13 protein-coding genes are annotated in these 18,209 nt (G+C 64.1%); 7 read left to right on the top strand and 6 right to left on the bottom strand.

Annotation, left to right across the window (positions count from 1 at the left end; genetic code table 11):
- The first annotated feature begins 50 nt into the window (after positions 1 to 50).
- From ACOOGG_RS17490 to add, 4 genes are read left to right on the top strand one after another with little or no spacing between them, the layout of a single operon-like run.
- The gene (locus ACOOGG_RS17490) at positions 51 to 1,820 is read left to right on the top strand and encodes an adenine deaminase (RefSeq protein WP_420437399.1); all 1,770 of its coding nucleotides are present in this window, start codon (positions 51 to 53) and stop codon (positions 1,818 to 1,820) included.
- A gap of 43 nt (positions 1,821 to 1,863) precedes the next feature.
- A complete protein-coding gene (locus ACOOGG_RS17495; RefSeq protein WP_420437649.1) occupies positions 1,864 to 3,675 on the top strand; it encodes an adenine deaminase C-terminal domain-containing protein in 1,812 nt (603 codons plus the stop codon).
- A gap of 31 nt (positions 3,676 to 3,706) precedes the next feature.
- Positions 3,707 to 4,945 carry an acyl-CoA dehydrogenase family protein gene (locus tag ACOOGG_RS17500; RefSeq protein ID WP_420437401.1) on the top strand — a complete coding sequence of 413 codons (1,239 nt, stop codon included), beginning with the start codon at positions 3,707 to 3,709 and terminating at the stop codon, positions 4,943 to 4,945.
- The gene (gene add, locus ACOOGG_RS17505) at positions 4,942 to 5,943 is read left to right on the top strand and encodes an adenosine deaminase (protein WP_420437403.1); all 1,002 of its coding nucleotides are present in this window, start codon (positions 4,942 to 4,944) and stop codon (positions 5,941 to 5,943) included. Before ACOOGG_RS17500 ends, add begins: the two co-directional genes overlap by 4 nt.
- Here add and ACOOGG_RS17510 read toward each other — a convergent pair.
- The 5 genes from ACOOGG_RS17510 to ACOOGG_RS17530 form a co-directional block, all read right to left on the bottom strand.
- Positions 5,925 to 6,860, bottom strand: coding sequence for an ABC transporter permease (locus ACOOGG_RS17510; RefSeq protein WP_420437405.1), 936 nt, complete (start codon positions 6,858 to 6,860; stop codon positions 5,925 to 5,927). The two genes, add and ACOOGG_RS17510, sit on opposite strands and share 19 nt — an antisense overlap.
- Positions 6,857 to 7,981 carry an ABC transporter permease gene (locus ACOOGG_RS17515; protein ID WP_420437407.1) on the bottom strand — a complete coding sequence of 375 codons (1,125 nt, stop codon included), beginning with the start codon at positions 7,979 to 7,981 and terminating at the stop codon, positions 6,857 to 6,859. Before ACOOGG_RS17515 ends, ACOOGG_RS17510 begins: the two co-directional genes overlap by 4 nt.
- Positions 7,974 to 9,428 carry an ABC transporter ATP-binding protein gene (locus ACOOGG_RS17520; protein WP_420437409.1) on the bottom strand — a complete coding sequence of 485 codons (1,455 nt, stop codon included), beginning with the start codon at positions 9,426 to 9,428 and terminating at the stop codon, positions 7,974 to 7,976. The genes ACOOGG_RS17515 and ACOOGG_RS17520 overlap by 8 nt, the downstream gene beginning before the upstream one ends.
- Positions 9,429 to 9,539: 111 nt before the next feature.
- Complete coding sequence (locus ACOOGG_RS17525; protein ID WP_420437411.1) at positions 9,540 to 10,667, bottom strand: BMP family protein; 1,128 nt, start codon at positions 10,665 to 10,667, stop codon at positions 9,540 to 9,542.
- A 153-nt stretch (positions 10,668 to 10,820) separates the two neighbouring features.
- On the bottom strand, positions 10,821 to 12,218 hold the full coding sequence (locus tag ACOOGG_RS17530) for an amidohydrolase family protein (RefSeq protein ID WP_420437413.1): 1,398 nt from the start codon (positions 12,216 to 12,218) through the stop codon (positions 10,821 to 10,823).
- 248 nt (positions 12,219 to 12,466) lie between these two features.
- Between ACOOGG_RS17530 and ACOOGG_RS17535 the strand changes: the two genes are divergently transcribed.
- Together ACOOGG_RS17535 and ACOOGG_RS17540 are read left to right on the top strand one after the other, a co-directional pair.
- On the top strand, positions 12,467 to 14,776 hold the full coding sequence (locus ACOOGG_RS17535; protein WP_420437415.1) for a xanthine dehydrogenase family protein molybdopterin-binding subunit: 2,310 nt from the start codon (positions 12,467 to 12,469) through the stop codon (positions 14,774 to 14,776).
- Positions 14,763 to 16,052 (top strand): glutamine synthetase family protein, encoded by a 1,290-nt coding sequence (locus tag ACOOGG_RS17540; protein WP_420437417.1) that lies wholly within the window; start codon positions 14,763 to 14,765, stop codon positions 16,050 to 16,052. Before ACOOGG_RS17535 ends, ACOOGG_RS17540 begins: the two co-directional genes overlap by 14 nt.
- Positions 16,053 to 16,089: 37 nt before the next feature.
- Here the strand turns inward: ACOOGG_RS17540 and ACOOGG_RS17545 are convergent, their stop codons facing one another.
- Entirely contained in the window at positions 16,090 to 17,610 is a 1,521-nt protein-coding gene (locus tag ACOOGG_RS17545; RefSeq protein WP_420437651.1) for a nitroreductase family deazaflavin-dependent oxidoreductase, read from the bottom strand.
- Between the two features lie 128 nt (positions 17,611 to 17,738).
- Between ACOOGG_RS17545 and ACOOGG_RS17550 the strand changes: the two genes are divergently transcribed.
- Entirely contained in the window at positions 17,739 to 18,170 is a 432-nt protein-coding gene (locus tag ACOOGG_RS17550) for a nuclear transport factor 2 family protein (protein ID WP_420437419.1), read from the top strand.
- The last annotated feature ends 39 nt before the right edge of the window (positions 18,171 to 18,209 follow it).

Consider the following 18,209-nt stretch of genomic DNA (forward strand, 5'->3'; position numbering starts at 1 on the left):
CAAAGCCGCCTCTGCGGGTCACGGTAATGGCTAGAGGCTAGTTTCTTTTCATGTACAGCCATCTTGAGGAGGAGACCCGGGCTCGAGCAGTTGGAGCCGCGCTCGGCAACGAACCCTTCGACCTGATCCTGACCGGCGGCACCGTGGTCGACGTCGGAACCGGAGAGCTGCGCCAATCCGACGTGGGAATCGTCGGCCCGGTCGTGGCCAGCATCCACCCGACGGGTTCCCGCACCGACGCTGCCGACTCCTTTGACTGCACCGACCGGTACATCGCGCCCGGGTTCATCGACATGCACGTGCATTTCGAGAGCTCCATGCTCACCCCCGGTCAGTACGCTGCCGCCATCTGTCCTCGAGGCACCACGACAGTCTTCATAGACCCCCACGAGCTGGCCAACATAGCCGGAGTCGAGGGAGTGAGGTACGCCGTTGACGCCAGCCGGGGACTGCCGGTCCGGTTCGTGGTGCAGGCCCCCTCCTGCGTCCCGCCGCTACCGGGCTTGGAGCTATCGGGTCACGACCTGCACGCCGCCGACATTGCCGAGATGCTCTCTTGGGAAGAGGTCGGCGGCTTGGCCGAGGTCATGGACATGGGCGGGGTCTTGGGCCGTGACGCCCGCATGGTGGACATCGTGGCGGCCGGCCACGAGAGCGGAAAGTTGGTTAGCGGCCACGCGGCCGGGTTGACCGGGCCAGCGCTTCAGGCCTATCTCAGCGCGGGAATCTTCTCCGACCATGAGGTCTTCGCCCATGTGGACGCCATGGAGAAGCTCCGCGCCGGCATGACCGTGGAGTTGCGGGGCGCCTTCGATTTCGTGCTGCCGCTCCTGGTCGAGGAGTTGGCAAAGCTGCCGGAGTTCCCCACCCACATCATTGCCGCCACCGACGACTTGTTCGCCGCCACCCTGTTGGAAGAAGGAGGCATCGACGATCTCTTGCGCCGATTGATCCGCTATGGCCTAGAGCCGACGCGTGCTTTGAGAATCGCCACCTACAACGCGGCCTATCGCCTCCAGCGCACCGACCTCGGCATGGTTGCCGCCGGCCGCCGAGCCGACATCGTGGTGTTGTCCTCCTTGGAAGAAGTCGCGGTGGACGATGTGTTCTTCGACGGCCGTCAGGTGGCCCATGGGGGAGTGATGCTCGAATCGGTCTCCGAGGCTCCGTCGAACCCGCCGCTCGACACGATCAGACTGTCGGCGGTGACTGCCGACGACTTCGTTTTCCGCCTGCCCGGTGTTCCGGACGGACGCCACCGCATGAAGGTGGTAGAGGGTGTCGTGATGACTGAGTGGGGCGAGGCCGAGGTCGATGTGGCCGAGGGGGTCGTCACCGTTCCCGACGGCTACTTGCTGAACGTGGTCGTGCACCGCCACGGGCGGATTCCGGCCACGCCGGTTGCCGGGCTGCTCGGCGGCTGGGGCCACTGGACGGGCGCGGTAGCCACCACGATTAGCCACGACACCCACAACCTCTCGGTGTTCGGCCGTGATCCCTCGGACATGGCGGTGGCAGCCAATGCGGTGATCGCAACCGGGGGAGGAGTGGCAGTGGTCCAGAATGGCGAAGTCGTCTCGATCCTCGAGCTTCCTGTGGCTGGGATTCTGTCACCTCTGCCGGCCACCGACGTCGCTCGGCTGCAATCAGAGGTCGGCGCCGCGGCCCAATCCATAGGCTTGCCGCCCGGGCCGCTCACCCAACCGCTGTTTTCGGTCATGTTGATGAGCCTGGCCTGTTTGACGGGACCGCATGTGACCGACATCGGCGTCGTGGACGGCACATTGAGCCAACTCGTCGACGACCTCGTGTTGTCGTGAACCGGTTGCCTGCCGTCTCCGAATTCGAACTTCGGTGAGCCAGATGTTCATCGGCGCCAACCTCGTTCCCGAACCCGAGCAGATCTTGCGGCTTCAGGCTGTGGCCCGAGGTGAGCAGACTGCCGACTTGGCCATCCGGGGAGGCACGGTGCTCGCGCTCCACAACCGCGAGCTCATAGAACGCGACGTTCTGATCGTCGGAGAGCACATCGCCGCAGTAACGCCCATCGGTCGCCTGGAGGCTGACACAGAGATCGATGCGACGGACCAGTTTGTCGCTCCGACGTTTATCGACGTCCATCTCCACATCGAGTACACCATGCTCACACCGGGAGAGTTGGCTCGCCTGGTCGTGCCCCGAGGCACAACCACCGTGCTGGCCGACCCCAACTGTTTGGCCAATGTGGTCGGAACCCGGGGTGCCGACGCTATGGCCGCCACGGGCACACCGATGCGCATCTTCCAGCAGATCTCCCACAAGATTCCCCGCGTTCCCGATCTGGAGTTGGGCGGAGCGGTCATGCCAGAGGCCGACGTGATCGAACGCCTGAGTGCCACAAATGTGGCCACCCTGGGCGAGAGCAACCCCTTCGATCTGGATATCTCGGCTGCCCGTAAGGCCCACGCCGCAATGGCCGCCGGTCGGAGGCTCACCGGTCACACCGCCCGCATCGCTGATGAGCCGCTGTGGGCTTACCTGGCTGGCGGCGTCAGCGACGACCACAACGCATTCAACACCGCCGAAGTCATCGATCGGCTTCGCCTGGGCGTCATGATCACGGTGATGTCGGGGTCGATGAACGACAACGTCCCTCTGGTCTTCGAGGACGTGCCCGCGGTGTCCGGCGGATTCGACTCCATGAGCTTCTGCGCCGACGACCGCCATGTCGAGGATCTTCGGGACGAGGGCCACATCGACCATCACGTGCGCAGCGCCATCGCCCAAGGTGTGCCTGCAATCGAGGCTTATCGAATGGGCACGCTCAACGCGGCGCAGTACTACCGACTCGATCACCTTCTCGGTTCGATCACCCCCAGCCGACTGGCTGATGTGATGATCCTCGACGATTTGAGCGATGTGCGGCCGTCGGTGGTCATCGTGGGGGGCGAGATCGCCGGTAGAGACGGCGAGGCCACCTTCGTCAACCCCGACACCATGCCGGATTGGGTCCGCAACACTGTGCACTTGCCGGAGGACTTCGGTTCCGAACTGTTCCGGGTGGAAGCCGACGCCGCGGCCGACGAAGTGGCGGTTGTTCGGGCCATGGAGATGTACGACGGCTACTTCAAACGGGCCATCGAGACCGAGCTCCAGGTGGTGGACGGCAACGTGATCCCCGATCCTGCAATCGACATCGCCAAGATCACGGTGTTCGATCGCCACCACGGAACCGACACCCGGGCCACGGGATTCGTGCGGGGGTTCGGCCTTGCCCGCGGCGCGCTGGGCATCACCAGCAACTGCGAGAACCAGAACCTGGTGGTGGTGGGAACCAGCGACGAAGACCTTGCCCACGCGGCCCGCACCCTTCAGGAGATTGGAGGGGGCTACGTCTGTGTGGCCGATGGCGAGGTGCTGGCCACCGTCCCCCTTCCCTTCGGAGGCATAATGAGCGATCAGCCGTGGGAGCGGGTGTATGACCAGTCGATCGAGGCCAACCATGCCGCGGCCTCGATCGGTTGCGAGATCGCGTCGCCTTACATGATCCTGGCTTTCGTCGGGTTGGCCGGCGTGCCCGACTACGGCCTCACCGAGAAGGGGCTCATCGACACCATGACCCAGTCGTTCATACCGGTGCTGTTGTGCTGTCGGTGCCCCCAGCACATTCATCATGGCGGGGGAGTGACACGATGAAGCCGGCTGGTCGAACCACGAGGAGACAACGATGACATTGGCACGGTTCTTGGGCTCGGCGATCGCGCCCCCCCAGCTCAGCGGTGATGAAGAGCGCGCTCTGGAGACGCTGGACGATGTGATTGCCGAGGTGGTGGCGCCGCTGGCATCCGAGCACGACGATGCCGGTCGGTATCCCACTCGGGCCGTTGACGCCCTCAAAGGCTGCGGAATCCTCGCGCTGGCCGTCCCTGCGGAGTTCGGTGGCGTCGGCGCATCTCACACCGCCAGCTTGCACGCCCAGGTGCGGCTGGCCACGGCTGACTCGTCGGTGGCACAGGTCTACAAGGTGCACGACGAACTGGTGAGAGAGATCTTCAGCTACTGCGCCGACGACCTCAAGCCCCGCCTGGCCTCGCTGGTCCTTGACGAGAACGCAACTCTGGGTTTGGCAGTGGCTGAGGCGGGCAAGACGGTGGCCGAGCCGTTCACCACGTTGGCCCTCGAGCAAGAAGACGGCGGCTACGTGGTCAACGGCCAGAAGATCTACACCACCGGCGCCGCGGAGGCCGACTACGTGGCGGTGTGGGGCTTCAATCCCGAGCGATTCACGCCGGAGAACCCATTCTTCGCACTCCAACTGAACCTAGTGGCCAAAGACAACCCGGGTATGACGGTCCACCGCGACTGGGATGCCCTTGGACAGCGCGCCACCGACTCGGGCAGCATCAGCTTTGAGAAAGTGAGGGTGGGTCCCGAGTGGGTGGCCAGCATCCCCGGTAGAGCGCCGCTGCCCCATTCCGGGGTCCGGTTCGAGGCCGGTTTCGCCGCGGTGAACGTGGGCATCGGCATCGGCGCGCTTCAGGCCGCAGTGCCTTTCGTCAACGAGCAGAGCCGCCCATGGCCCTCAGCCGAGGTGGACAATGCGGCTGAGGACCCCATGGTTCAGCGGACGATGGGGGAGTTGGTTGCCGATCTTGCGGCCGCCCACGAGCTGACCATGCGGTGTGGCCACGCCCTTGATTCATTTGAGCGGGGCGAGATGAGCCGAACCGAACTGGCCATTCCCATTTATGCCGCCCGGTCAGCGGCCGACCGGTCCGGGTTGGCCGCCGCTCAAGGTGTCTACGGGCTCATGGGCACTCGCTCGGCTCGTCGCCCCCTGGGGTTTGATCAATGGTGGAGGAACGTCCGCACCCTCACGCTTCACGATCCGGTTGAGTGGAAGCACGTCGAGATCGGCCGGCACGTCCTCACTGGATGGGATCCTCCCCCCGGCATCTACACATGACGCTGTTCACCGCGGAGCAGGTCCGCGCCGTCCCCAAGGTTGAGCTCCATATCCACCTTGAGGGCACGTTTCGCCCCACGAGGGTCGCCGAACTGGCTGCCATCGCCGGCGAAGAGCCCCCCCGACCGGTCGACCGGCTCTTCGAGGCAGACAATCTCGCCGATTTTCTGGAAACCCTGGACTGGGTCTGCGGCCTGGTACGCGACAGGCCGACCGCCGAGCAGGTGGCCTATGACTTCGCGGTCTACGCCCATGACCAGGGCATCGTCTACGCCGAAGTTATCGTGAACCCCACCCACTGGTCGGGACTGTCCACGGCTGGGCTGTTCTCCGCGTGTGCCCGGGGATTCGATCGGGCCCAGGCGGATGGGCTTGGCGACTATCGCCTACTCCCATCGATTCTGCGACAGCAATCCGAGCGGGAAGCCAAAGAACTGGTCGAGTGGATCGAGGGTTCAGGGTTGGCCCGGATTGTCGGGCTATCGATAGACGGCAACGAGGATGCAGCCGGTCGGACCGGCCCTCGTTTCGTCCCCGCCTATGCCGACGCGGCGCGAATCGGTCTAGGGCGCACCGCCCATGCAGGCGAGTCGTCGGGCGCCGATGGTGTCCGAGATGCCATCGAGCTTCTGGGCGTGAGCCGCATCGACCACGGGGTTCGCTGTGCCGAGGATCCAGCGGTTTTGGCCCTGGTATTGGACAACAGCATCACGCTGAACGTCTGTCTCACGTCCAACTGCACCCTGCTGTACTCAAGCCTGGACGACCATCCGATCAAAGAGTTGGCTGCCGCCGGTGTGCGTTACACCATCAACACCGATGATCCCGAGACGCTCGGCATCTCACTGTGCAGCGAGCTCATGCTGGCCGTGGAACATCTCAACTGGGACATGGCCGATCTGGTCGCCGCCCAGCATCGTGCCATTGACGCCGCCTTTTGCTCGGATGAAGACAGAGCGGTCCTGCGAGCCCTGCTCGATCAAACAGTCGGGACGTAGTTCTCGCCCAACCCCCGGGGCATGCGGGCCCAGCGGGCGCTGGCGGTGAGAATCAACAAGGCCACGAAGAACGGGATGGCGTTTAGCCCCTCGACGGGAACGTCGACGAACACATTGTTCAGGTTGAACCCCAGCGCCTCGAAGAAACCGAACACGAAGGCGCCCACGGCGGCACCCCATATGCTCCAGCTGGCCATGATTATGACGATCAGGGCGATGAAACCGCGGTTCGCAGTGAGCCAGGGCTGAAACCGCCCCACGCTGCCCAGCATCAAGGCAGCACCGCCCAGCCCGCCGAGGAACCCCGACATCAGCGTGGCCATGGTGCGGACACGCACCACATCCACGCCTCGGGCCGCCGCGGCATCGGGATCCTCTCCAACTGCCTTTACTTCGAGGCCGAAGATGGTCCGAGAGGCGATGAATCCGGTCACCAAGACCAGACCCAAGGCCAGCCACGTGTACCAGCTGTGGCCGAAAAGGGCGTCGCCGAGCCAGGGGATGTCGGACAGGAGCGGAATGTCGACCTCTGACGGCAAAGACACCTGGCGGTCCCTTCCGCCGACATCGGTGGTGACCCGGAATATGTACCCGGTTGTCCCGATGCCGAGGATGGTCAGGCCGAAACCGACGACCACCTGATTGGCGTACAGGCGAATCGAAAGCAAGACCATGAAGGCGGCCAACAGCATCCCGGCCAGGCCTCCCACTAAGAATCCAAGCGGGGCCACTGTGGGGTCGGCTACATAGAGCGACGTCAGGGCGCCGATGATCATGTACCCCTCAAGCCCCAAGTTCAAGACGCCGGCCCGCTGGGCGAAGGTCTCGCCGATGGAGGCGTAGATCAGCGGGGTGGCCAACCGCAGGCCGCCTGCCACCGTGGCACTCCAAAACGTGGCCTCCAGCAATTGGCTCATCGGCGTCTCCTCCCGACGAGGGTGAAGTTGGCCATGACCCCGCGGGTGAGGCGAATGATCTGGGGGGCATATCGGATTGAGAACCCGAGCAACAGGAGCGCCTGAATGATGTCGGAGAGTGAGGCAGGTATGCCCTCGGAAGACTGCATGGCCAGCCCGCCGGCCTGGAGAGCCCCGAACAGGAGCGCGGCCACCAGCACGCCGCCCGCGGTCGCGCCCCCGAGGAAGGCGACGACGAGGCCGAAGAACCCGATGTCGGATGCGATCCCCACGTAGACCCGCTGGAGAAGGCCGGCGGCCTGGATCCAACCGACCAGACCGGCGGTGGCCCCGGAGATGAGGAGCGAGTTGATGATGACCCGATTGCTGGAGATGCCCAGGCTTTGGGCCAGGTTCGGGTTCTCACCGTAGAGGTCGTAGCTGAATCCCCGATCTGAGCGCACCCACCAGATGAAGGCGAGGCCGATGATTACTGCGGCGAAGATCCCGGTGTGGAAGCGGGTGCCGTCGATGACCAGTCCGAGGATGCCGTTGTCCGGGTAGGGGTCGGACTGCGGGGTGATCGCGGTGGGGGGCTTGAGCGGGTTGTTGAGGAGGTACTCGATGAGCAGGGCGGCGAACTCGGTGAACAGCAGGGTTGAGAGGATCTCGTTCACGCTGAAGTAGGCCCGCAGCAACGCCGGGATCAGCACCCAGGCCATGCCGAAGATGGCGCCTCCGATGGCGGCGGCCGGAATGGCTACCGAAGACGGTGCAGTCTCGAAGAATTGGGCCGTCAAAAGCGCCCCTATGGCACCGGCGACAACCTGGCCCTGGGCGCCGATAGTGATCAGCCCGGCTCGAAGCGCCACCGCGGTGCCATACCCCACGATGGCCAGAGGTGCGGCCCGGGACAAGGTCTCCCCCAGCGCGAACTTCGACCCAAAGGCGCCGTCGAGCATGGCCCCATAGGCAGTGAGGGGATTCTCTCCCGAAAAGAGCATGATCAGCCCGCCAACCACCACCGCGATGAGAACGGCAAGGCTGCTCGTCGACAATGAAGTGGTGAGGCTGCGCTCTTTGGTCCCCGCTGGTGCGTGCTTGATTTCGCCTCGCTCGCCCCCGGCTGCGATGTCAGTCACCGGTTGCTCCCGAGGACTCGCTCAAACCGGCCATAGCCGCGCCCAGGCGCTCGGGCGTCATGTCCTCACAAGGGAACGCATCGGTCACCACGCCTCGGTACAGCACGATGATCCGGTGGGCCAGGTCGGCCACCTCGTCGAGGTCGGCAGAGATCACCACCACGGCACCCCCGGCCTGGGCCGCGGCAAAACAGCGATCGCGCATGGCCTTGGCGGCCTCGGGGTCAAGTCCTTTGGTCGGCCCATGGGCTACAAGCACTGCGGGATTCTGCTCCAGTTCCCGGGCTGCCATCAGCTTCTGCTGGTTCCCGCCCGAAAGCGAGCTGGCCATGGCTGCGGGTTCTGGAGGGCGGACATGGAATCGCTCGATCAGTTCCCGGGCGTGGAGGGCGATCTTGTCCCCCAAACGCACGCCGAATCTAGTGAATCGCCGATTGCCGATATGCCGGGCGGTGGCGTTGTCGGCAACCGTGAATGACGCAGCGAGACCGTTGGAGCGGTCCTCGTGGATATGGGCCACGCCCGCCGTTATCGCCTGGCCCGCCGATCCCGAAATGTCTGTGCCATCCACCGTGACGCTGCCGGTGGCCAGCTTGACCTGTCCGGTGAGGGCTTTTGCCAGTGACTCCTGACCGTTTCCGGCGATGCCGACCACACCGAGAATCTCACCGGCGGCTACTTCGAAATCGAGGCCGTGGCATCCGACGCCGTGCGGGGACGAAACCGAGAGGTCGCTCACCGTCAATCGAGTTGACCCCCGCTGGATCTCGGGCCGGTTGACTTCCAGCAGCGTGACGTCGCCGATCATTAGCGTCGCTACCTCGCGGAGGTCGGCCTCCCGCACATCGGCCCCTTCAACCACGACCCGGCCTGCTCGCAATACCGTGAGCCGGTCGGCCAACTCCGTCAACTCGGGCAATCGATGGGAGATGTAGATGATCGGAGTGCCCTCAGAGCGCAAACGGTGGCACAGTGCGATGAGGGCCTGGGTTTCGAGAGGCCCCAGTGCGGAACTGGGCTCGTCCAGGATCAGCAGCCGTGCCCCCCACGCCACCGCGATGAGGATTTCCGCTTGTTGTCGAACGGCTAGCGGCATGTCATCGATGAGCGTCTCGGCGGGGACGCCCAGCCCGAATTCGTCGGACCAGCGCTCCACCTCGGCCCGGGCCGCGCCCGCGTTGAAAACCGCAGGCGCATCCGGTCGTCCCAGTTGCAGGTTTTGGGCGACGGTGAGCCCTCGGACTAGAGAGAGCTGCTGCCTTACGTGGGCGACCCCAGCAGCGGCGCCTTCCCGGCGCGATACCGGCTGGTAGGGCTCGCCGAACAGAGTCATAGACCCGGCATCAGAGTGGATGGATCCGGCGACAATCTTGGCTAGCGTGGATTTGCCCGCGCCGTTCTCGCCGACCAGCGCGTGAATCTCACCCTCCTCAAGGGTGAAATCCACGCCCCCTAGGGCCTGGACGACCCCGAACCGCCGAGAAACACCCCGAACTGACAGGGGAGTGCCGGATGCGGGCGCCGCGCCAGTCTCAGAATTCAATGATTGTGCAGCCGGCTAGCCGGGGAAGGGAATCGAGAACTCGCCGGCCTCGATAGACGCGACCAGCTCGTCGAGCGCGGCTTGCAGTTCGTCAAGGCTCGCTGCGGTCTCAACCGTTGCATTGGTGTTGACTGGCAAGACCTCAACTTGGGCGTTGAAGATGCCACCGGGATAGAACGCGTATCCCTCTTCGCCCACCGCGCGCACTTCACCGTCGGGGGTGCCGAAGGTTCCGTTGCGAACCTGGGCGAAGAAATCCAGGTACAGGTCTTTCATGCGAATGACGGTGGCGGCCAGATAGACATCGGGTGCCGTCTGCTCCTGAGAGCCGAATCCAACCGAGATTGGAATCCCCGCAGCTGATGCGGTCTGGGCCGCACCGATGCAGATTCCGTCACCAGAGCAGTAGATGAAGTCCGCGCCCTGGTCTATGAGCTGCTGGGTGACCTCGGCGGCGGCCTGAACGTCGACGAACGAACCGGCGAAGCCCTCGAGGAATTCGATGTCGGGGTTCACCGACAAAGCTGCGTCGCGGAACGACTGGTGCATGGTCTTCACAAAGTCAAACTCAGGGCCTCCGACGATCCCAATGGTGTCGCCGACCACTGCCTTTGCGGCCAGAATGCCGTTCGGATAGGCCATGTCCTGCACGTTGTAGAGCCAGTCCACCACGTTGTCGCTCGTGACCGAGCCGGGCACCAATATGCCGCCAGTCATAGAGAACGACACATCGGGGAACTCCGCGTAGAGCTGCTGGATCGGATCCACGTATTCGATGCCGTGCCCCAGGATCAGGTCGAATCCCTGGCTGGCAAAGTCGCGAATGGCCGGGAGCGAATCGGTGGGGTCGATGATCTCCTCGAGAACCTGGGTCTCGACGTTGCCGTCTTCGGCCACCGCGTCGCGCAACCCCTCGTAGGCCGCCTGGCTGAACGAGTTGTCGTTGCGGACCCCTGGCAGCAGAAGCGCCACCCTGAGGGGTTCCTCTTCGGGCTCGGGTTCCGGTTCGGGCTCAGGCTCGTCCTCGACTTCGGGCTCGGGTTCGGGCTCCGGCTCAGTCTCGGCCGGTGCCGGTTCGGGTGCCGGTTCCGCCTCCCCGTCGTCATCATTGCCGCACCCTGCGGCGAGCAAACCGAAGACCATCAGCAGTGCGAAGATCCTGAATAGGAACGAAGAACGTCGTGACACGGGTACCTCCCCCTCGTACGGCGCTGCCACCAGAACAGCGCTCGTGTCGGACAACAACCGACATTACCCCTTTCTCGCAGGAGCGTCGATTACGAATGCTCCGGGATGTCAGCTGCGTCGCCGCCTTGGGTCTGGACGCACGGGGTATGCGTCCCGCGCCGCTTCGGCTATGGCATCTTCGTCCACCGTCGTGCAGCGTCCGTCCCTCACGACGATCTCGCCATTCACCATTACCAATGAGGCTCTATCAGAGAGCCCACCGAGAACCAGGCCGATTACTGCGTCGTGGACCCCCACCCGGTCGACGGTGGTCATATCCCAGGCGGCTATGTCTGCGGCCATCCCCGGTTCGATGGCTCCCAGATCGTGGCGTCCCAGGCACGCCGCTGAGCCTCTGGTTGCCAGCCGGAGCAACTCGTACGCCCTCGGCCACTTGTGTGCGGGCAAATGCATGTCGCGGTGGGCCAGAGCCGCCAATCGGATGTCGCCGAGTTGATTGCAGCCATCGTTGGAGGCCGAACCCGTTGTCCCGAACCCGACCTTGCATCCGGCATCGAGGTACTTACGCAAGGGCGCCAATCCCCACCCCATGCGCAGGTCCGGGGCGATGAGATGCACTATGCCCACCCCAGCCTGGGCAAACTCTGGGATCTCCTCATGGGGCGGATCGACCATGTGGGCCAGCCACACCCGGTCATTGTCCCAGCCGTTTTCGACGAGGAAGTTCCATGGCGTGACTCCGTAGGTGTCGACGCAGAACCCGGTGTCGATGACCTCGTACAGATGGGTGTGCATGCCAATTCCCGGCCGTTCGGCGGCCAGTTGGGCGAACTCGCGGTACATCTCAGGCTCGTCGGTGTGCACCCCGCAAGGAGCCAGATCGATTCTGATACGGGCCAGGGGATCGGGGTCGTGGTACCCGTCGATGAGCTCCTGCGAGTGGCGCAGGACCTCGTCGATCGACTGACAGGCGATGTCGGGCACGACGCCGCCTCGGTTCTTGCCCTTGGTCATCGAGCCCCGGCCGGCGTGCAACCGGATGCCGGTTTCGAGGGCGCCTTCGATCATCTCCTCGATGAAGGGCTCGGTCTTGCCCTCGACGAACACGTAGTGCTGGTCTGCCACCGTGGTGACCCCGCCCAGCAGAGACTCCACCATCCCCGCTCGGGCGACCGCGCCCACCGAGGCCGGCGTGTAATGGCCCTGGCGCCAGAGATACAGCGTTTTCACATGGAGCGCGGTCAGCCAGGGGTGAATGGGCGCCCGCTCCAGCTCGGCAAATGATCGCAGCCCCACCTGATAGAGATGCTGGTGCCCGTTTATCAGACCAGGCAGCACCAGTAGCCCTTGGCCGTCTATGACCTCGACCGAGTCATCAACCTCAAGGCCATGGCCGACGGCGGCAATGCGCTGGCCGGACACCAGGATGTCTGCGCCTTCCATTTCCCGGTCGCTCTCGTCGAAGGTGACCAGGTGGCCGATGTTGCGGATCAATGTGTCTGGCATCTCCTGCGAGTCTCGCCTTTGGGCCGGTGACAGCGCAATCGCCCCTGATGGGCTTCGCAATCGCTCGCTAGTGGTGTGTCGCAGAAATTGCGCCGTGGATTGCGACGGCAGCGGCGTTCCTCGCAAGGCGCACCGACGCAGCCATACCCGGAGCGTACGGCAAGGAGGCGCAACGCCGCGAGGAGCGTCGATGCCTAGCAGGACACGAGCGATTATTTTTGCGACACACCACTAATGTCGCGGCACCTATGAAGCACCGGTTGGTCGGCCAGCGGGTTCCCCGTACCAACGACGACGGGCTGCTTCGCGCCACGGGCCGCTATCTCGATGACATCGTGCTGCCTGACATGGTCCATGCCGCCATTGTTCGGAGTCCGGTGGCCCACGGGCGTCTTATCGGATTCGATCCTGCCGACGACGGCCGGGCCACGGTTTTCGGCCCCGATCGGCTGGCAGAGCTCATTCCCGGCGAGTTGCCCGTTCTGTGGATTTTGGACGACCAGCAGCAGCGCTCCACCCCGGTGATCGACAACACAATGCGATACGTGGGCCAGCCGATCGCCGTGGCTATCGCTGATTCTCGGTATCTGGCCGAAGACCAGGCCGAACGAGTTGGCCTAGACATCGAAGAGTTCGACCCGGTGTTGGGGGTCGACGAAGCAATGGCTGCTGACGCGATGTTGTTGTATCCCGAGCTCGGATCGAATGTACTGGCCTCGTTCGAAGCGGGCGACTCAGAGGATCACACCGGGGCGGTGTTCGCGGCCGCGGACCGCACGCTGCAAATGAAGTTGCGGATCGGGCGGGTTCACGGGTTGGCCATTGAGGGGAGAGGGATTGTCGCGGTGCCCGGGCTCCAGGGGAAGCTCACGGCCTACACCTCGACGCAAGCACCGCATTCGGTGCGCGATTCACTGTGCGAGGCGCTGGGCATGGCTCAGCGCCAGGTGCGGGTGATCGCCCCTGATGTGGGGGGCGGCTTCGGGCTGAAAGACCACGTGTATGAGGACGAGGTCATCGTGGCCGCGGCGGCCATGGACTTGGGCCGCCCGGTGAAATGGGTCGAGGACCGATCCGAGTCCCTCATAGCCACCACCCACGCCCGCGATGAGATACACGACATCGAGGTGGCATTCGACAATGACGGAACGCTGCGGGGGCTGCGAGTGGAGGGTTCTCGGAACGCTGGAGGTCGGTTCACAGTTTTCGGCGGAGGCCCCTTGTTTACCGTGTTCGGTGTTGTGCCCGGCCCCTACCGTTGGGATGCCGTCCGCTGCCTAGGGCGGGTGGTGGCCACCAACACCATGACCACTGGGGCCTATCGGGGATTCGGTCAGACCCAGGCGGCGTTCATTCGCGAGCGAGTGGTCGACCGGGTGGCCGCGGAGCTGGGTCGTGATCCAGTAGAGCTTCGGCTTCAGAACATGATCGGCCCCGAAGAGCTGCCCTATCGGATTCGAACCATGATCGAGTTCGACAACGGTGACTACCCGCAATCGCTTCAGCGGGCCAGCCAGCTCATCAACAGCGGTCCTGACGCTCCTAACGATGGGCGGCTCCGCGGCGTGGGCTATTGCTGCTACGTCCAGATGGCCGGGATCGGGCCGAGTACCGCGAACGAGTTCATCGGCCTCAGCATCGGAGGATTTGAGAGCGCCGACATCCGCGTTGAGCCAGACGGGTCGGTTCGGGTGGCAACCGGGGTCTCTCCCCATGGCCAAGGTCTGGAGACAACCATTCCCCAGCTGGTCGCCGACGAACTCGGCGTGGGACTGGACACGATTCAGCTGGTGCACGGCGACACCGACACCACCCCGTATTCTCCCTACGGCACGGCCGCCTCGCGATCGATTGCCGTGGGCGGCGGAGCCGCGGTTGTCGCATCCCAGCGGGTAGCGGACAAGATAAGAGCCATCGCGGCTGAGATGCTGGAGGCGAGTCCCGCGGACATCGAGCTCGGTGAGGGTAAAGCTCGCGTGGCGGGTACCGGAGTCGGTGTAGGCATCCCTGACGTGGCCAAACGGGCCTGGCAGGGATTCCGGCTTCCCGAGGGGATCGAGCCTGGGTTGGCGGAGTCGTACTCCTACGACCCCGCCAGCGCCACGTTCTCCTATGCCACCCATGCCTGTCGGGTGGCGATTGATCCTGGCACCGGACAAGTAGCCGTCGAGGACTATGTGGTGGTGAGCGACTGCGGCACCATGGTCAACCCCACCATCGTCGAAGGCCAGATCCAAGGGGGTGTGGCGCAGGGTTTGGGCGCAGCGCTGATCGAGGAGTTCGTCTACGACGACAATGGTCAGCCGCTGATGTCGACGCTGCTCGACTATCACGTTCCCGATAGCGCGACGATGCCTGACATCCGCATCGAGCACTTGGAGATCCCCAGCCCGTACACCCCAGGGGGGATGAAGGGGATGGGGGAGGGGGGAACCAACGGCGCCTACGCTGCGGTCGTGAATGCTGTCTGCGCTGCGCTGCCCGACGTGGACTGGACCAACGTGACCACGCCGCTTTCACCGAACCGGATATGGGAGGTGCTCCATGGCAAATCCTGACCACACCAGAGTGCGGGTGCTCTACCCCGACTTGTTCGGCTTCGCCCGCGGAAAATACATCCCGATGGCGGCGGCCACCGGAGAGGTGGGCTTCTCCATCGCCATCTTCGGGGTGGGATACGACCGGGCTTTGATTCCAGCCCCCGGTGCCGAAGTGCTCGACGGACTCGGTGATTTCCGTGCTGTCTACGACCTAGAGCGGGTCAGAGAATGCTGGCAGGAGGCGACCGGCGTAGTCATCGCCGATCTCGTCCAGGACGGCACGCCCCTCGCCATCTCGCCTCGGAACGCGTTGGCCAAAGCGGTCGATGACCTCGAGGCCGCCGGGTACCGGGCCAGAGTCGGGACCGAGCTCGAGGCCTACGTGCTCCAACCCGACGGAAAGGGAGGCTGGGAGGAATGGGACACCCCGGGCTCGCATTGCTATGGAACCGGCCCGCTGGTGGACCCCTCCGGATTGCTGGACGACATCATGGCCGCGGCCGCAACTGCGGGCATTGGGTTGGAGACCATCGCCAGTGAGTACGACACCCCTCAATTCGAGTTCACGATCGAGCACCAGGAGCCCCTAGAGGCCATCGACAACACCTTCCTCCTCAAGCTGCTGTGCCGTGAGATCGCCGCCCGACACCGGCTTTTGTTGACGTTTCTCGGCCGGCCTTTCGGCGATCGCGGCGGGAACGGCCTCCACGTGAACATCAGCTTCCAGAACGATGCCGGCGAGCATCTGTTCCAAGATCCTCAGGCCGCCGATGGGCTCTCCGCCCTCGCCCACCACGGCATCGGGGGCATGCTCGAGCATCACGAGGCGCTGACCGCGCTGTGCGCCCCCACCGTAAACGCCTACAAGCGGCTCATTCCCGGGCAGTTGTCGGGCTATTGGGCCAATTGGGGCTACGACCACCGCGCCGTGGCGATTCGCGTTCCCCAGGATCGCGGTGCTGCCACCCGTCTGGAGAACCGAGTGCCTGATGGCGCGTCGAATCCCTACGTGGCCACCGCAGCGCTGTTGCAGGCCGCGCTGCTCGGAGCCAAAGGCCAGATCTCGCCACCCCCGCGCGAGGAGGGCGACGGACTTGAAACCGCAAACACAGTGCGCTGCGCTCCCGAGAACCTGAGCCTGGCTCTCGATGCCCTCGAGGCCGACCAGGTCTTGGTAGAAGCCGTGGGCTCAGAACTTGTGGCCAATTTCGTGGCCATGAAGCGCGAGGAGTGGCGCCGATTCTCCCAAGCAGTCACCGACTGGGAGCTAAACGAGTATCTGACCTACCACTAGGAGATCGCTCGGCGAAGATCCCAGGCAGGCCAGTGCTCTAGCTGCCCGTTCCACCGGTTATGGGTTCGAGTTCGAACAAGCGCAACTCGCGTTCGGTTACGGCGTCGTACTGGGTCCAAAGCGGATACCAGCCCACTGCGGTCTGCCACCTTGATTCCCGCTCGGTACCGGTGAGGAGTCGAGCCTGCACTGGTGTGCGCTGGCCGCGGAATACGATCTCGGCATTGGGGTTGGCCAGGAGGTTGGCTGTCCACGCGGGATGATCACCGCGGGCGAAGTTGCTGCCCACCACCAAGAAGCGGCCCTCTTCGAGCGGGACCGCGCCGAGTGGGGTCTCTCGGGTCTGTCCGGTCTTGGCGCCGGTGGAGAAAAGCATGAGCATTGGCTGGGTGGCGGAATCGAGCAGTGTTCGCCCCCGGGTGAGCCGGTTGATCGCCCGGTGGGCCCGCGGCACAATGCGCGGACCGAGGATCCTGAACGGCCGAGAGAGCACCACGCGGGCCGGCATCCGGAAACCCTTGGGCGGTGTCGGCGCTTTGCTGGGATCAGGGGAGGGGATTGCTTCGCCGATCTGGCGGTTGGAGAGGAGGCCGGCTTCATGCCAAGCGGCGAGGCTGTCGGAGAAAGTCTCCTCAATATCGCGGAACTCAACCCCGTATACGGAGAGATCGCTGTCTTCCGATCCTTCCCACTGGGTGAGGACGCTCATACTGAATCTGTTCATGGCCGAGTTGATCGGGACGACACGACGTATCGCGTCAGCCGCGCGACCCATCCCCCGGAGAGCAGAAGGGGGAAGCGGCATCATGGGGAATCTTCGACCGGTGATATCGCGGTGGATGCGGGCGAAGAGGTTCATATCCACCAGATGACCGCCGCACATAACACGACGGGGCCCATGGCCCGGTTCAAGTAGTGCCACCAGGAGCGAGGCCATATCTCGGACATCGGAGATGGCCACCGCGGCCTTGCGGGTGGGAATGATGCCGGTTGCGCTGAATCGGGCCATGTCCTCGCTGGCCTCCCCGAAAGCCGAGCCCGCGGGCGGGCCAATCACCGCGCTCGGATACACGATGGCAATAGGAGCCCCGTCAGCCTGGAGTTTCCGGGCCTCTATCTCCGCGTCGGCCTTGGCTTGGCCGTAGGTGTAACCGGCTGAAGAAGGGGGGTGATCGACCGTGAGCGAGCCTGCTCCGGGGTCGAACAGGGCAGCCACGCTGGAGACGTGAATGATCGGGTCGAGATCCATGGCGTGGGCCTGCTGGAGCACAAGCCGGGCACCAGTGATGCTGTTCTCAATCCCCTGGGCGTTGCCGCGGGCGTCGAGCGACACGACGGCGGCGCAGTGGATGGCCGCGTCGGCGCCGTCGAGAGCTGAGGTGACGGCATCAGGATCGGTCATGTCGCCCACGACAAAATCGATCGGGGGCAAGTCGAAGGCGTCGCAGAGGTCTTCAAGTTTTTGGGGCGATCTCACCAGCGCACAAACTTCGTGACCTGCCTGGATTGCCCGCGCCGCGGTGTGACCGCCGATGAATCCCGTTGCCCCTGTCATCATGACGCGCACTGGAAAACACTCTAGTGGTCCGTAGTGTGTGGTCGATCATTACGACTGGTCGGCAGTCACCGAAGTGGAACCGTCGTCGGCCGGGAACACGTCAAGCCCGTAGAAGGTAGATTCCGCTCGTGGACATAGGTGCTCGCCAAACAGCCAATCTCGGGCAGATTCGGGAGTATTTCGATCTGATCGCCACTGGCGATGTCGATGCATTGGCGCAGTACTGGCACGACGACATCGTGTTCGAGGCTCCATTCTCGTTTACGGGGAAGCCCTCGCGCACCGTTGGCAAACAGGCGGTTTACGACCGGCTTTCAACCTCGTACGGGCTGGTCAGCATGGCCTTCCATATCACCGAGATCTACGAACTCTCCGACCCTGATCGTTTCCTGGTCGAGTATGATAGCGACGGCCATATGCTCGGCTCAGGTGAGCGATACCAGAACAGCTACATCACGCTGGTGGACATGCGGGAAGGCCTGATCAGCCGATTCCGCGAATTCTACGACTCCCAGCGGTGCGCCGCCGCCTTTGGCCCGCTGCTTGACTCTGACCACTGATCGATTTTGAATAGCGAGAGCCAAGCGCAATTAGAAGGA

This window comes from Candidatus Poriferisocius sp., from assembly GCF_965214065.1.
Classification (GTDB): domain Bacteria; phylum Actinomycetota; class Acidimicrobiia; order Acidimicrobiales; family Bin134; genus Poriferisocius.